Genomic DNA, 14658 nt, shown 5'->3' on the forward strand with positions numbered 1-14658 from the left:
GGGCTGACACTATCGGCTGGCTGCCCAGGGAGCGATTTCCGCCACTGTGACGAAGGCCGGGTCGTCGCTCTCTTCGTCGCCTTCCTCGGCCATCCAGATCCAGTTCTGCACCGCCCGCACGAGCGTCCACGCACGCGCTTTCGAAGCGTCCAGCTCCTGGGAGGCGACGATCAGCGCGAACCGCTCGTCCAGTGTGGACTCGGTGAACCGGTTCCAGAACAACGGGATGACGCCCCACTCGAGGTCGCCCGCCAGCGGCTTGGGGTCGATGACCAGCCACGGCTCACGCGTGCCCGCCAGGACGTTCTGGAAGTGCAGGTCCTCGTTCACCAGCACCTCACCCGCGTCCGGTCCCAGCTCGCGGCAGATCGCGACGGCGTCGTCGATCAGGCGTTTCTCGAACGGCCTGCCCAGCGAGGCCCACCGGCGGGGCAGCTCCTCGGTCAGCGTCGCGGCTTCGGCGCGCAGCCGCCGCCGCATCGACGACGGCGCCGGGACGGCGAGCCGCCGCGCCAGCTCGCCGATCAACGGCACGGCGTCGCGCAGCGGGAGGTCGTCGAGGGTGCGACCGGCGTCGAGGCGCTCGAGCAGCAGGACGCCGTCCTCGGGTGCGGAATCCAGCAGCAGCACCGCACCCCGACCGGCCCATGTGGACAGTGCGAGCGGCTCGTCGGCGGATTCTTCGTCGCGCCAGCCGAGTTTCAGCACCACCGGCGTGCCGTCGGCGAGCCGCGCCGGCTGCACCACGCCGACGTAGCCGTGCATCGCCTCGCCCTCGAACGTCAGGCCCCACTTCCGCGCGTACCCGGCGGCGAGGTCGGGCAGGGCCGCCAGCCACGGGACGGCTTCCGCGCCGAGCACGCGCGGCGCCCGGTCGGCGAACAACGGTGGCACGCGAAGATCGGTCACCACCCCAGTCTGGCGGGCCCGTCCAGTGCGTTTCGTCCTGGTCGTCACCGGCGTACGCTGGGATTTCAGGGGAAAACGCAACCCCGGGGAGCAGCCATGCTGGTGGAGATCCTCAGCGCCGTCGTCGTCGCGGGTGGAGCCTGGCTCGCGGCCAGCGTGCGCGTCGTGAAGCAGTACGAACGCGGGCTCGTGTTCCGGTTCGGCCGGGTGCGGGCCCGGGTGCAGGACCCCGGCCTGGTGACGCTCGTGCCGTTCGTGGACCGGCTGCAGAAGGTCAACATGCAGATCGTGACCATGCCGGTGCCGGCCCAGGACGGCATCACCAGGGACAACGTCACAGTCCGGGTCGACGCGGTCGTCTACTTCAAGGTCATCGACCCGGTCGTCGCGGCGGTCAACGTGCAGGACTACCGCTCCGCGGTCGGCCAGGTCGCGCAGACGTCGCTGCGCTCGATCATCGGCAAGAGCGACCTCGACGACCTGCTCTCCAACCGCGAGCGCCTCAACGAGGGCCTGGAGCTGATGATCGACAGCCCGGCGCTGGACTGGGGCATCCACATCGACCGCGTCGAGATCAAGGACGTCGCGCTGCCGGAGGCGATGAAGCGCTCGATGTCGCGCCAGGCCGAGGCGGAGCGGGAACGGCGTGCGCGCGTCATCTCCGCCGATGGTGAGCTGCAGGCGTCGCACAAGCTCGCGCAGGCCGCGGCGACGATGGCCGAGCACCCGTCGGCGCTGCAGCTGCGGTTGCTCGAGACGGTCGTCCAGGTGTCGTCGGAGAAGAACTCGACGCTGGTGCTGCCGTTCCCGGTGGAGCTCCTGCGGTTCCTCGACGCGCAGACGCCGAAGCCCGCGGCGCCACCGGCCCCGGCGGCCGAGGCCGCGCCGGAACCCGCGGAGCTGGAGGCAAACCCGGAGGTGAACGGCCACGCGACGCCGTCGCCGCGCAGCCCCGGCGACGCGGTGCTGCCGGCCGACTAGGTCAGCTTGCCGTTGGCGCCCAGGATGAACAGCGTGGTGAAGAAGCCGACCCACAGCGCGATCACGACGTAACCGATGATCACGGCGGCCGTGGCCAGCCCGCGGCCGCCCGCTTCGCCGCGGTTGGTCTTGCTCAGCGCGATGTGGCCCATGATGAGGCCCGCGAGCGCGGTGATCCCGGAGCAGAAGCCGAGGATCGAGCAGACCAGCGCGCCGATGGCCAGCGCGTTGTCCTGCTTCGGCGCAGCCATCGGGACGTGCGGCTGGGCGTAGGGCGCGACGTACGGCTGGCCATACGGGTAAGGCTGCTGGTAGGTCGGCTGCTGGTAGGGCGGGTACACCGGCTGCGGCTGGCCGGGTGCTGCGTACGGCGTGCCGGGGATGTGCGCGGCGGGCGTCTCGAACGCGCCGGGCGGCAGCGGCTCCGGCGGGGCGGGCGGCTCGGCGACCGTGGTGTCCGACGCGCTCGAGTCCGCGGCGGTGGTGTCGGCGACCGTGGTGTCGGCGATCGTCGCGTCCGTGGCCGGCGGGTCGTAGGTCTCCGCCTGGTAGGACGCCGGCTCCGCGGCGGGCGGCGGGTCGTAGGAGACGGCCGGGTCGGTGGCCGGGCGGTCCTTGTCCTCGGACGAGTCGGTCATGACGGGTCCCCTCGGTGCGTGCGGGCGACCAAGGCTAGCGCCAGCCGTGGGCCGCGCCGACGGCGATGACCACGACGACCAGCGCGATGTTCAGCCCGATCGCGATGTAGCCGATGATGATCCCCGCCATCGCGAGGCCCTGGCCGTCGGCTTCGCCGCGCTTGCCCTTGCCGTAGGCGATGTGCCCCATGATCACGCCCGCGATGGCGAGGACGAAGCACAGGACCACGCCGAGGATCGAGCAGATCAGCGACCCGACGGCGAGTCCGGAGCCCTCCCGCGGCGGCTGCATGCCGCCCGGGTAGCCGGGGTACTGCGGGTAGCCGGGCTGCTGGTAGCCGCCGCTCGGGTACTGCTGGCCGTACGGGTTGTTCGGATCCTGCGGATAAGTCATGGTTTCCCCCTCTCGGAGGCACTTTACGGTGCTGATCACCGGCAGCGTGAGCGCCCTCATAGCAGGGTGGCCGGATTCGGGTCATACTCACCGGTAACCCAGCGCCGGGAGCCGGCGTCGAACGGAAAGGGAGCCGTGATGGCCCGTCTCGCCCAGACCGCCGGCCTCACCGACGTGCAGTCGGAGATCCTCGCGACCGTCCGCTCGTTCGTGGACAAGGAGGTCATCCCGCACGCGCAGGAGCTCGAGCACGCCGACACCTACCCGGCGGACATCGTCGAGGGCATGAAGGAGATGGGCCTGTTCGGGATCACCATCCCGGAGGAGTACGGCGGGCTCGGCGAGTCGCTGCTGACCTACGCGCTGGTCGTCGAGGAGATCGCGCGGGGCTGGATGAGCGTGTCCGGCGTGATCAACACGCACTTCATCGTGGCGCACATGATCTCCCGCCACGGCACCGAGGCGCAGAAGCGGCACTTCCTGCCGCGGATGGCGACCGGCGAGGTGCGCGGCTCGTTCTCGATGTCCGAGCCGGACCTCGGCTCCGACGTCGCGGCGATCAAGACGAAGGCCCGCCGCGACGGCGACAAGTACGTCATCGACGGCTCGAAGATGTGGCTGACCAACGGCGGCTCGTCGAACCTGATCGCGCTGCTCGTCAAGACGGACGAGGGTGCGGAGAAGGCCCACCAGAACCTGACGACGTTCCTGGTCGAGAAGCCGGAGGGCTTCGGCGAGGTGGCGCCGGGCCTGACGATCCCGGGCAAGATCGACAAGATGGGCTACAAGGGCGTCGATACGACCGAAGCGGTCTTCGACGGCTACGAGATCGGCGCGGACATGGTGCTCGGCGAGGCGCCGGGTCGCGGGTTCGCGTACATGATGGACGGTGTCGAGGTCGGCCGCGTGAACGTCGCGGCGCGGGCGTGCGGCATCGCGATCCGCGCGTTCGAGCTGGCGGTGGAGTACGCCCAGCAGCGCAAGACGTTCGGCAAGGCGATCGCCGAGCACCAGGCGGTGGCGTTCAAGCTGGCGGAGATGGCGACGAAGGTCGAGGCGGCGCACCTGATGATGGTGAACGCGGCCCGGCTGAAGGACTCGGGCGAGCGCAACGACGTCGAGGCCGGAATGGCCAAGCTGATCGCGTCGGAGTACTGCTCGGAGGTAACCCAGGACGCGTTCCGCATCCACGGCGGCTACGGGTACTCGAAGGAGTACGAGATCGAGCGGCTGATGCGCGAGGCCCCGTTCCTGCTGATCGGCGAGGGCACGAGCGAGATCCAGAAGACGATCATCAGCCGCGGCTTGCTGCGCGAGTACAAGTCCCGCAGCTGAGCCGACTTGTCGACAAAAGGCCGAAGAGCCCACAGCCTTGAAAAAGAGCGGGATGACCACCCAGCAACCCCCTCGACAACGTGACGGGACTGTGGAAGCCCCGGTCATCCCGGAGCCTGCCCGTCCGGCGAGGACATTTCTTGAAAGGCCGAACCCGACCTCCCGACCCCAACCGAGACCCCCAGGCCCCACTGGCGCGGGCCTTTCGGGGTAAGCGGCTCGCAAGGTCCGGGCGTTCTTGACAAGATGGACGCCCAGACCTCAGAGCGCAGGTGATGATGGTGAGTAGTCCCTTCGGCGGGGGCCGGGCGCCCCAAGGCCTGCCACGGCTGCCGACCCCGCCGACCGGCTGGCCGATCGGGTCCTACGCGACCTACGGCGAAGCGCAGCAGGCCGTCGACTTCCTCGCGGAGAGCGAGTTCTCCGTCAGCGATGTCACGATCGTCGGCGTCGACCTGATGCTCGTCGAACGCGTCATCGGGCGGCTGTCCTGGGGCCGTGTGCTCGGCACCGGGGCCGTCTCCGGCGCGTGGTTCGGGTTGTTCGCCGGGCTGCTGCTCGGGCTGTTCGTCAACCAGGGCTTCGCGCTGCAGCTGCTCACCGGGCTCGTGCTGGGTGTGCTGTCCGGGCTGATGTTCGCCGCGATCGGGTACAGCATGTCGCGCGGGCGGCGGGACTTCTCGTCGGCGAGCCAGCTGGTCGCCGGGCGCTACGACGTCCTGTGCCAGCCGCGTTCGGCCGAACAGGCCAGGGAGCTGCTCGCGAAGCTGGCGCTCAAGCCGCCGTCCGTCAACCCCTGAAAAACCCCACCCCTACCAGGGAAAAATCACGATTCGACGCGCGGTGGGCTGAATCGTTACCGATACTGCTTGCGGGGTGTGATCGCCCGGCATAAGTTGTCCGACACCAGTCGGGCGGCCTCGCCCAACCAGCGCGGCGGCCCGAGCACTAGCACGTCGGGGTGCTGGCGCGGTTCGCCTCATCGCGTCGTGGTGCCCTCCAGGGCTCCACGCTGTCCGGCGTGCACGCGGGTGAGGAGGCCTGATGGGGAAGAGGATCGGCGCGGGCAAACGGGGGCGTTCGCCCGGCCGTACCGCGGTCCTGCTGGGGGCAGGGGCTTTGGTGACCGGCATGCTGGCCGGTTGCGGTTCGGGCGGTGGCGTCAAGATCAACGTCTACTACGCGCCCGAAGACAGCTTTCAAAAAGTCGTCGACAACTGCAACAAGGCGGCGAACGGCAAGTACGAAATCGTCTACAACAAGCTGCAGCGCGGCGCGGACGACCAGCGCCTGCAGATGGCCCGGCGGCTCGCCGCGGGCGACACCGCGATGGACGTCCTCGGGCTCGACGTGACCTGGGTTTCGGAGTTCGCCGAAGCGGGCTGGGTCGAGGAGTGGAAGGACCAGAACAAGGCGGCCGCGACCGAAGGCGTCCTGCAGGGACCGCTGGAAACCGCCACCCACAACGGGAAGCTCTACGCGGCCACGAAGAACACCAACGTCCAGCTGCTCTGGTACGACGACCGCATCACGCCCACGCCGCCGAAGACGTGGGACGAGATGATCGCCAAGTCCAAGGAGCTCAAGGCGCAGGGCAAGCCGTACAGCATCGTGTTCACCGGCGCGCAGTACGAAGGCCTCGTCGTCTTCTACAACACGCTGGTCGAGTCGATGGGCGGGCACATCCTGTCCGACGACGGCAAGTCCGTCGTCCTCGACGACGGCGCGGTCAAGGCGCTCGCCCTGCTGAAGCAGATCGCTTCGTCGGGCATCACCGACCCGTCGCTGACCAACTCGAAGGAGGACGACGTCCGGCAGACGTTCCAGCGCGGTGACGCCGCGTTCGAACTGAACTGGCCGTTCGTCTACGCCTCCTACGCCAAGGAAAAGCCGCAGGACGTCTCGCACTTCAAGTGGGCCGTCTACCCCGAGGCGCAGGCCGGCACGCCCGCCAAGACCACGATCGGCGGGTACGACCTCGCCGTCAGCTCGCTCTCGCCGCACAAGCCCGAGGCGTTCGAAGCGGCGCTGTGCCTGCGCAACGCGGAGAACCAGAAGTACTCCGCGATCAACGACGGCGTGCCGCCGACCATCGAATCGGTGTACCACAACGACACGCCGCTCGACCCGTCGAAGCCGGCGGGCGACGACAACCCGAACATGGCGATCAAGTACCCGATGCGCGACTCGATCATCGAGGCGATCAAGGACTCGGCGGTGCGGCCGCTGACCCCGGCGTACCAGAACATGTCGACGGTGATGTCGAAGGTCCTCTCCCCGCCGGGCGAGATCGACCCGAAGACCACCGCGGACAAGCTGCGTGAGCAGCTCAACGACGCGCTCCAGTCGAAGGGAGTGATCCCGTGACCGTCCAGGACCCGACCACGGCGGGGGCCACCGCGGCCCCCGAACCCGTGTCGCACAAGAAGAAGGGCAAGCCCGCCCTCTCCGAAGGGAAGAAGGCCGAACGACGGCTCGGGCTCTGGCTGTGCGCGCCCGCGTTCGTCGTGATGATCGCGGTCACCGGCTACCCGATCGTCTACTCGATCTGGCTTTCGCTGCAGCGCTACGACCTGAGGTTCCCGGCGCAGCAGGAGTTCGTCGGCTTCGACAACTACGGGGCCGTGCTGTCCAATTCGTACTGGTGGACGGCGTTCGGCACCACGATGTTCCTGACCGTGGTGTCGGTGGCGATCGAGTTCGTGCTCGGCATGGCGCTGGCGCTGATCATGCACCGGACGCTCGTCGGGCGCGGCCTGGTCCGCACCGTCGCGTTGATCCCGTACGGCATCGTCACGGTCGTCGCGGCGTTCTCGTGGTACTACGCGTGGACGCCGAAGACCGGCTACCTGGCCAACTGGCTGGCCGCGGACGCGGCGCCGCTGACGGACCAGTGGCCGTCGATGTTCATCATCATCGGCGCCGAGGTGTGGAAGACCACGCCGTTCATGGCGCTGCTGCTGATGGCCGGCCTCGCGCTGGTGCCCGACGACCTGCTCAAGGCCGCGGCGATGGACGGCGCGAGCGCGTGGCAGCGGTTCACCAAGGTGATGCTGCCGGTGATGAAGCCGGCGATCCTGGTGGCGCTGCTGTTCCGCACGCTCGACGCGTTCCGGATCTTCGACAACATCTACGTGCTCACCGGCGGCGCGCAGGACACCGGTTCGGTGTCCATGCAGACCTACGACAACCTGGTCAAGGGGCTCAACCTCGGGATCGGGTCGACGATGGCGGTGCTGATCTTCATCACCGTGGCGATCATCGCCTTCATCTTCATCAAGGTGTTCGGCACGGCCGCACCGGGTTCGGACACTGGGGGTAAGCGCTGATGGTGATGGGAACCGTCACGACGGGCCGCAAGCTCAGGTGGGGCCTGGTCGACATCCTCGTGCTGGTGTTCGCGCTGGTCCCGGTGCTCTGGGTCGTTTCGCTGTCGTTCAAGACCAAGGACACGCTGACCGACGGGTCGTTCATCCCGCAGTCGTGGACCTGGCAGAACTACGCGGACATCTTCCAGACCTCGGAGTTCCTGCTGGCGCTGGTGAACTCGATCGGCATCGCGATCATCTCGACCGTGATCGCGGTGGTGCTGGGCACGATGGCCGCGTACGCGATCGCGCGGCTGGAGTTCCCCGGCAAGCAGCTGCTGGTCGGGCTCTCGCTGCTGATCGCGATGTTCCCGCAGGTGTCGCTGGTGACCCCGCTGTTCAACATCGAGCGGAACCTGGCGCTGTTCGACACCTGGCCGGGCCTGATCCTGCCCTACATCACGTTCGCGCTGCCGCTGTCGATCTACACGCTGTCGGCGTTCTTCCGCGAAATCCCGTGGGAGCTGGAAAAGGCGGCGAAGATGGACGGCGCGACGCCGGCCCAGGCGTTCCGGCGGGTGATCGCGCCGCTGGCCGCGCCGGGTGTGTTCACCACCGCGATCCTGGTGTTCATCTTCTGCTGGAACGACTTCCTGTTCGCCATCTCGCTGACGTCGACCACGGCGTCGCGCACGGTGCCGGCGGCGCTGTCGTTCTTCACCGGGTCTTCGCAGTTCGAGGACCCGACGGGACAGGTGAGCGCGGCCGCGGTCGTCATCACCATCCCGATCATTGTGTTCGTGTTGTTCTTCCAGCGTCGCATCGTGGCGGGGCTGACCTCCGGTGCGGTGAAGGGGTAGTCATGGCAGAAATCGTCCTCGACAAGGTGTCGAAGAAGTACCCCGACGGCGCGCTCGCGGTGTCCGAAGTGGACATCACCATCGCCGACGGCGAGTTCATCATTCTCGTGGGCCCGTCCGGCTGCGGGAAGTCGACGACGCTGAACATGGTGGCCGGCCTGGAGGACATCTCCTCCGGCGAGCTGCGCATCGACGGCAAGCGCGTCAACGAGAAGGCCCCGAAGGACCGCGACATCGCGATGGTGTTCCAGTCCTACGCGCTCTACCCGCACATGAGCGTCCGGGAGAACATGGCGTTCCCGCTGCGGCTGGCGAAGGTCGACGACAAGACGGTCCGCGCGAAGGTCGAAGAGGCGGCGACGATCCTCGACCTGACCCAGCACCTGGACCGCAAGCCGGCCAACCTCTCCGGTGGCCAGCGGCAGCGCGTCGCGATGGGCCGGGCGATCGTCCGCAGCCCCAAGGCGTTCCTGATGGACGAGCCACTGTCCAACCTGGACGCCAAGCTGCGCGGCCAGATGCGGACGTCGGTGTCGAAGATCCAGAAGCAGCTCGGCACGACGACGCTCTACGTCACGCACGACCAGACCGAGGCCATGACCCTGGGCGACCGGGTCGTGGTGCTGCGCGGCGGGTACGTGCAGCAGATCGGCGCGCCGCAGTTCCTCTACGACAACCCGGCGAACCTGTTCGTGGCCGGGTTCATCGGCTCGCCGTCGATGAACTTCGTCCCGGCGACGCTGGAGAACAACGAGCTGCGCAGCGCGCTCGGCACGACACCGCTGACGGACCGGATCCGCCGGCTCGTCGAGAAGGCGGGCGCGCCCCGCGAGGTGCTGGTCGGCATCCGGCCGGAGCACTTCGAGGACGCGGCGCTGGTCGAAGCCGGGCAGAAGTCGGGCGGCGGCACGTTCACCGCGCACATCGACGTCCTGGAGTCGATGGGCTCGGAGAAGTTCGCCCACTTCACGCTGGAAGGCGACGCGGCGACGTCCGAGGAGCTGGCGGAGCTGGCCGCGGACAGCGGCTCGTCCGACGTCCCGGGCGCGGAGTCCCAGATCGTGGCCCGCCTCTCGGCGGAGTCGTCCGCGAAGGAGAACGCGGACCTCGAGGTCTGGTACGACGCGGACAAGATCAAGCTGTTCGACCCGTCGAACGGCAAGAACCTCACCTACGAAGACTGACCGCCGGTCGTGAGTGTTCCGGGCGGTTCTAACCGCCCGGAACACTCACGACGGTCTCAGGCCTGGGGGAGGCGGGGGAGGATCGCGCCGGCCGCGGTGCGGGCCAGTGCGCAGGTGGCGTCGTTCGCCGTGCCCGCCGTCTCCACCACGCTGATCTCCGCCAGCTCGCGGCGGCCCGGCAGGCCCGGCGCCGGCTGGGTGGTGTCGACCAGGCAGAACGCGCCCGCGAGCCGCACCCGCGCTTCGCGGCCGCCCACCGTCTCCGGCGGACCGGGGGCGAGCAGCGGCTCCACCGTCTCGACGGTCAGCTTGACGCTGACCTTCCCGCGGATGCAGGTGTGCCCGGACAGCCCGGTCGCCGGCTGGCTGCCGGGTCCGGCGGCGGCGTCGAGGTCGTGGTTGTCGAGCAGCACGCACGGCAGCACCCGGCCCCACGAGCGCTCCGGGAACGTCAGCCGCCCGACCTTCTTCGCGGTGATCGCGGCCAGCGCCGACCCGACGGCCGCGTCCGCGACCCCGCAGCGGGCGCCCTGCTGCGCGCCGGGGTCGGTGACCGTCAGGTCGAGCCGGTTGCCGTCGGCGAAGGTGATCGCGCGGGTGCACGCGCTGCGGTCGTTGAACATCGACTGCTGGATCGCGACGCCGTCGGGCACCGGCCCCTCGTAGCCGTACGGCTTGAGGTTCGGGTCGGAGTCGAACGCCAGCGGGCCCACCTGGATCGTCCGCCCGCCGCTGTCGGCCCGGCAGAGCTCGAACGTCGGGACGGCGGTCGCGCCGGGCGACACCTCCGCGACGTCGAGCAGGCTGCAGTAGTCGACGCTCGCGAAGTCCCCGAGCGCGGCGGACGCGGTCAGCGGCGACGGCCCGGAGCTCTGCTCGGGCGGGGCCGCCTGGGTCTTGGCGCAGGCCGACGCGAGCAGGGCGCAGAGCATCGCGACGACAAAGCATTTCCAACGCGGGTACACGGGGTGCAAGTATCACCACATCGGGCCGAAAAACCAGCCCTGACGGGGAGATCTCTCACTATTTTCCGTGGCACGTGGCGAGAACGCGCAGTTCAGCGGGTTTTGACGCCGTCGCCGGAAGTTTCGCCGGACTCGCGAACGATATTCGCTTTTGCCGTCCCCTAAGGGAGCGATCCTTCCCGGGAGCGATGCGGAAGCGGGTGCTCCGGTGGTGAAGTGGAGGCATCGGAAGTTCGAGGAAAGGGAAAGACGATGAGCGCACCGGTCACACGACGGCTGTCCCGCCCCCGCCACGGCCGCATGATCGGCGGCGTCTGCGCGGGTCTCGCGCAGCGGTTCGGGATGAAGCCGAACACCGTGCGGCTGCTGGCCGTGCTGTCCTGCCTGCTGCCCGGCCCGCAGTTCGTGGCCTACCTGATCATGTGGGCGGTCATCCCGTCCGAGTAAAGCCGTTGGCGCGCAACGAAAAGGGCGCTACGCTGCGCGGTTGTGTGGGGAGACCACTGGAGCTCGATGCTCCGCGACCTGTCCGGGGACTCGTTCAGCGAGGCGTACGAGCAGCTGTACGACACGCTCGCGCCGCCGTCGGGCTGGAAACCGGACGCGGCCGAGGCGCTGCCGGCGCTGCTGACCTACCTCGAGCAGCTGGACTCGCCGGAGCGGGCCGAGGTGTTCGAGATCGTGCACACCCTCGCGGTCCGCGCGGCGGCGGACGAGCCGTGGCGGGCGGCGTGGACGGCCGCGGTGCCGCGGCTGCTCGCCCTGGCCGCCGACGTCGACGCCGACGTGCGGCGCGCGGCGGTGCTGGTCCTGGGCGAGCGCCCGGACCCGGCGGTGCTGGCCGCGTTGCTGGACCGCTGGCCGGCGGAGCCGGTCGAGGGGGTCCGGCTGGGGCTGGTGATCGCGATCGGCGAGCTGGGCGGCGCGGACGTGCTGCCGTGGCTGGCCGAGCGCACCGAGACCGACGCGATCCACGCCGCGGCCCTGACCACGACAGCCCGGATCACCGGCGAGGCGCCGGTCGAGCGGCTCGCGGACCTGCTGAGCCGAGACATGACGGCGTTCGCGGGCCTGCACGGTTACCAGCGGCCGGCCCCGGTCCGCTGGGCCGCCGGGCGGCTGGCTCCCGGACCGCGTGCGGAGCTCCTGGCCGCCCTGGCCACGCGCCCGGCCCGGCGTTCGGCGGCGGCGCAGGTCGCGTTGGGGGAGATCGCCGACCGGCGGTCGGCCGTCGAGGGCCTGCTGCCGCTGGTCGGCGCGCTGCTGGACACGCCGCAGCGAGGCACCGCGGCCGCGCTGCTCGGCGGCATCGCGCCCGCGTCGGCGGAGTACGCCGACCAGCTGTTCGCGCTCGCGGACGACCCGCAGGCCCGCGACTACGCGCTGTGGGCGTTGCTGCGGCTGAAGGACGCCCGGTGCGTCGAGCCGCTGCTCGCGCGGTTCCGCACGCGCGAGGACGCGCTGATGACCGGCAGCGTCGGCGACCGCGGACGCGGACACTGGAGCGTGTTCAAGGAGCCGGGGGCGCACCAGATGCTGATGGACGCCCCGGAGTTCGCACCCGAGTTCCTGCCGTGGGTGGGCGAGACGCTGGATCGCAGCACCCACCGGCACACGGTGTGGCCGTTGACCAGGTTGTTGCGCGTGTGGGGCCCGGCGGGCGCGCCGGCCGCGCCGCACCTGACGCGCCTGCTCCGCGACGACGACCCGCACACGGTCGAGTGGTGCGCGGACGCGCTCGCGGACATCGGCGGCGAGCCGGTCCCGGAGCTGAAGAAAATCGCGAAGGGCCGCAGAAGGCCATGGCGCACCCGCGCCGCGGCGGCGACGGCCTTCGCCCGCCTCGGCGGCGACCGTTCATTGGCGGTGGAGCTGCTGGAGAACGGGATCAAGGCCGGCGAGCTGTCGGCGGTCGAGCACGCGGCGGCGTTGGGGACGATCGGCGCGCCCCTGGCGGACGTGCTGCGCGCGTGCCACGCCAACGAGCAGCGAGCGGAAGTGGTCATCGCGGCGGCGTTGGGCCAGGTGACGGGCGAAGTGGCGGAAGCGCTGCCGGTGCTGCTGCGGGCCCTGGAGGGGGTGGAGCCGATGCTGGTCGAGTGGCACACGACCGACGCGGTGCGCGCGCTGGCGCGGCTGGGGCCGTTGCCGGGGGCGGTCGCACCGGTGCTGCGGGAGCTGCTGGCGAGCGACGGCCGGTTTTCCCGCTCGAACGGCTGCGACCTGTTCCGCGAGGACGACGCCTTCCGCCGGGACGCCGCCCGGGCGCTGGCGAACTGCGCTAGCTGAGGGAGTGGAGGAAGCCGCGCCAGGCGGTGGTGTCGACGGCGAGGTTCGGGCCGGACGGGTCTTTGGAGTCTCGAACCGCGACGGTCGGTGCGGCGAAGGCAACCTCGACGCACGCGGTGTTTTCGCCCTGGCTGTAACTGCTCTTGAACCAGTTGGCCCCGTTCAGGTCCACAGCCTCACCTCAAGCGCTCATTTCGTTCGCCAGCCCGAAAACCAGGTCTCTCGACTGGGTTTCGCCGAGGGCCATCTTACCGAGCTTGCGGAACTGGCGGATGAGCTCGGCGACCTGAGTCTGCTTCACCAGCTGCAGGTGACCACCCGCGTGGTCCACGTAACCCAGGTCGCTGATGGTGTCCTCGGGGAACCTCAGCACCGAAAACGCACCCCGAAGGCCCGGGTGCACCCCGATTCCGGCCGAAAGCACTTGCACCTGCACATTGTCGAGCTCGGAGAGCTCGACAATGTGCAGCATCTGCGCCACGAGGGCGCTCGGTTTGGCGATCCGGCGGCGGAGGGCCACCTCGTCGATGATGGTGTGCAGCTGGAGCGGCTCTTCGCTGTGAAGCCGCTTCGCGCGGTGCATGCGCACGTTGAGGTTCCGGTTGCGTTCGCGGGTGCCGCTCTCGGCGAAGAAGGCGGCGGCGTAGTCCTCGGTCTGCAACAGGCCGGGCACCGTCGCGACCTCGAAGTTGCGGACCGAAACCGCCTCCGCCTCCAGCGCCGGATAGCTGTTGACCGACACCCCCTCGATCCGGTTCTGGTTGGGCCGCCGCGCCTCGCGCGCGATCTCGACCACCCGCTCCAGATCGTCCTCGGACAGCCGGTACAACTCGGCCATCGCCCGGGCGTGCAGCGGATGGATGGCTCCCTGCCCCTTCTCCATCCGCGAGAGCGTGCTCTTCGACAGGTCCAGGTCACCCCCGGCCTGCTCCAACGTCAGGCCGGCCTTCTCCCGCCAGGCCTTCAGCTCCCTCCCGAGCTGCAGCCGCCTGATCGCCGGAACGCTGTAGTACGCCACCCGCACCTCCCCGTCGCCATGATCGCGCGGGGTGCAGTGTCCGGGCGGGAGGGCGGCGCCGGGATCCCGCGCCGATCACCCCATCAGGGGCGCCAGCAGGACATCGCTTCGTCGACTTCGCTGACCTCGAGCGGCGCGTGGGGCAGCTCCGACGGCTTCCCGGGCTTCGCCCGCAGCCCGTCGAGGAGCATCGCGAGGCAGCGGCGCCACAGGTCCGGCTCCACCGCCGACGTGAACTCGATCGCCGAGCCGACCATCATGTGCAGCAGCGGGATGTCGGTCGGGGAGAAGTCGGCGCGCAGGCCGCCCGCCGCCTTGGCGCGTTCGACGAGCTGTGTGATCAACGGCACCATGCGGGCTTTCGCCTCGGCGACGTGCTCGTGGCCGAACTTGTTCGACAGCATGATCTCGCGCAGGCCGCGGTCGCCCGAATGAAGCTCGATCGACTTCCAGGTGAAGTCGACGAACGCCTGCCAGGCGTCTTCGGCCTTCAGCGCTTCCTCGGCGAGGTCGCCGATCTCCGCCATCCGCTCGGCGAACATGGCTTCGACCAGGTGTTCCTTGCTGGGGAAGCGGCGGTAGACCGTGCCGACGCCGAGGCCGGCGTGGTGGGCGATGTCGTCGAGCGTGGCTTCCAGGCCGCGTCGGCCGAAGACCTCACGAGCGGAGGCCAGGATGCGGCGGCGGTTGAGTTCGGCGTCGCGCCGCAACGGCCGCGCCGGTGCGGCGGGACCGGGGTCCCGTGTCATGCGTCCCAGTCTAGCAATCAAGTAGAGG

General features: G+C 69.7%; 16 protein-coding genes. 9 read left to right on the plus strand and 7 right to left on the minus strand.

Annotation, left to right across the window (positions count from 1 at the left end):
• Positions 1–9: 9 nt before the first annotated feature.
• Positions 10–912 (minus strand): aminoglycoside phosphotransferase family protein, encoded by a 903-nt coding sequence (locus M8542_RS27065; RefSeq protein ID WP_257923211.1) that lies wholly within the window; start codon positions 910–912, stop codon positions 10–12.
• A 93-nt stretch (positions 913–1005) separates the two neighbouring features.
• Between M8542_RS27065 and M8542_RS27070 the strand changes: the two genes are divergently transcribed.
• Positions 1006–1890 (plus strand): slipin family protein, encoded by an 885-nt coding sequence (locus tag M8542_RS27070; protein ID WP_257923064.1) that lies wholly within the window; start codon positions 1006–1008, stop codon positions 1888–1890.
• Here M8542_RS27070 and M8542_RS27075 read toward each other — a convergent pair.
• Together M8542_RS27075 and M8542_RS27080 are read right to left on the minus strand one after the other, a co-directional pair.
• The gene (locus tag M8542_RS27075) at positions 1887–2528 is read right to left on the minus strand and encodes a DUF4190 domain-containing protein (RefSeq protein WP_257923065.1); all 642 of its coding nucleotides are present in this window, start codon (positions 2526–2528) and stop codon (positions 1887–1889) included. The two genes, M8542_RS27070 and M8542_RS27075, sit on opposite strands and share 4 nt — an antisense overlap.
• A gap of 34 nt (positions 2529–2562) precedes the next feature.
• Complete coding sequence (locus tag M8542_RS27080; protein WP_257923066.1) at positions 2563–2922, minus strand: DUF4190 domain-containing protein; 360 nt, start codon at positions 2920–2922, stop codon at positions 2563–2565.
• Between the two features lie 138 nt (positions 2923–3060).
• On the opposite strand from M8542_RS27080, the gene M8542_RS27085 reads away from it, so the two are divergent.
• From M8542_RS27085 to M8542_RS27110, 6 genes are all read left to right on the plus strand, one after another.
• Entirely contained in the window at positions 3061–4257 is a 1197-nt protein-coding gene (locus tag M8542_RS27085) for an acyl-CoA dehydrogenase family protein (protein ID WP_257923067.1), read from the plus strand.
• A 275-nt stretch (positions 4258–4532) separates the two neighbouring features.
• Positions 4533–5057: a YflT domain-containing protein gene (locus M8542_RS27090; RefSeq protein WP_257923068.1), complete on the plus strand. Its 525-nt coding sequence runs from the start codon at positions 4533–4535 to the stop codon at positions 5055–5057.
• Positions 5058–5301: 244 nt separating this feature from the next.
• Positions 5302–6624, plus strand: coding sequence for an ABC transporter substrate-binding protein (locus tag M8542_RS27095; RefSeq protein ID WP_257923069.1), 1323 nt, complete (start codon positions 5302–5304; stop codon positions 6622–6624).
• On the plus strand, positions 6621–7586 hold the full coding sequence (locus M8542_RS27100; RefSeq protein ID WP_308210293.1) for a carbohydrate ABC transporter permease: 966 nt from the start codon (positions 6621–6623) through the stop codon (positions 7584–7586). Before M8542_RS27095 ends, M8542_RS27100 begins: the two co-directional genes overlap by 4 nt.
• Positions 7586–8425, plus strand: coding sequence for a carbohydrate ABC transporter permease (locus M8542_RS27105; RefSeq protein ID WP_257923070.1), 840 nt, complete (start codon positions 7586–7588; stop codon positions 8423–8425). The genes M8542_RS27100 and M8542_RS27105 overlap by 1 nt, the downstream gene beginning before the upstream one ends.
• Positions 8426–8427: 2 nt before the next feature.
• Positions 8428–9609, plus strand: coding sequence for an ABC transporter ATP-binding protein (locus M8542_RS27110; RefSeq protein WP_257923071.1), 1182 nt, complete (start codon positions 8428–8430; stop codon positions 9607–9609).
• 56 nt (positions 9610–9665) lie between these two features.
• Here M8542_RS27110 and M8542_RS27115 read toward each other — a convergent pair whose 3' ends face one another.
• Positions 9666–10541, minus strand: a complete 876-nt coding sequence (locus M8542_RS27115; protein WP_257923072.1) for a hypothetical protein — start codon at positions 10539–10541, stop codon at positions 9666–9668.
• Between the two features lie 285 nt (positions 10542–10826).
• On the opposite strand from M8542_RS27115, the gene M8542_RS27120 reads away from it, so the two are divergent.
• Positions 10827–11021 (plus strand): PspC domain-containing protein, encoded by a 195-nt coding sequence (locus M8542_RS27120; protein WP_257923073.1) that lies wholly within the window; start codon positions 10827–10829, stop codon positions 11019–11021.
• A 66-nt stretch (positions 11022–11087) separates the two neighbouring features.
• Positions 11088–12863, plus strand: coding sequence for a HEAT repeat domain-containing protein (locus M8542_RS27125; RefSeq protein ID WP_257923074.1), 1776 nt, complete (start codon positions 11088–11090; stop codon positions 12861–12863).
• Here the strand turns inward: M8542_RS27125 and M8542_RS27130 are convergent.
• From M8542_RS27130 to M8542_RS27140, 3 genes are all read right to left on the minus strand, one after another.
• Complete coding sequence (locus M8542_RS27130; protein ID WP_257923075.1) at positions 12856–13035, minus strand: DUF397 domain-containing protein; 180 nt, start codon at positions 13033–13035, stop codon at positions 12856–12858. The two genes, M8542_RS27125 and M8542_RS27130, sit on opposite strands and share 8 nt — an antisense overlap.
• A 9-nt stretch (positions 13036–13044) precedes the next feature.
• Positions 13045–13881, minus strand: a complete 837-nt coding sequence (locus tag M8542_RS27135; protein WP_257923076.1) for a helix-turn-helix domain-containing protein — start codon at positions 13879–13881, stop codon at positions 13045–13047.
• 83 nt (positions 13882–13964) lie between these two features.
• Positions 13965–14630 carry a TetR/AcrR family transcriptional regulator gene (locus M8542_RS27140; RefSeq protein ID WP_257923077.1) on the minus strand — a complete coding sequence of 222 codons (666 nt, stop codon included), beginning with the start codon at positions 14628–14630 and terminating at the stop codon, positions 13965–13967.
• Between the last annotated feature and the right edge of the window lie 28 nt (positions 14631–14658).

Origin of the sequence: Amycolatopsis iheyensis, assembly GCF_024703995.1 — a bacterium.
GTDB classification, from domain to species: Bacteria; Actinomycetota; Actinomycetes; order Mycobacteriales; family Pseudonocardiaceae; genus Amycolatopsis; species Amycolatopsis iheyensis.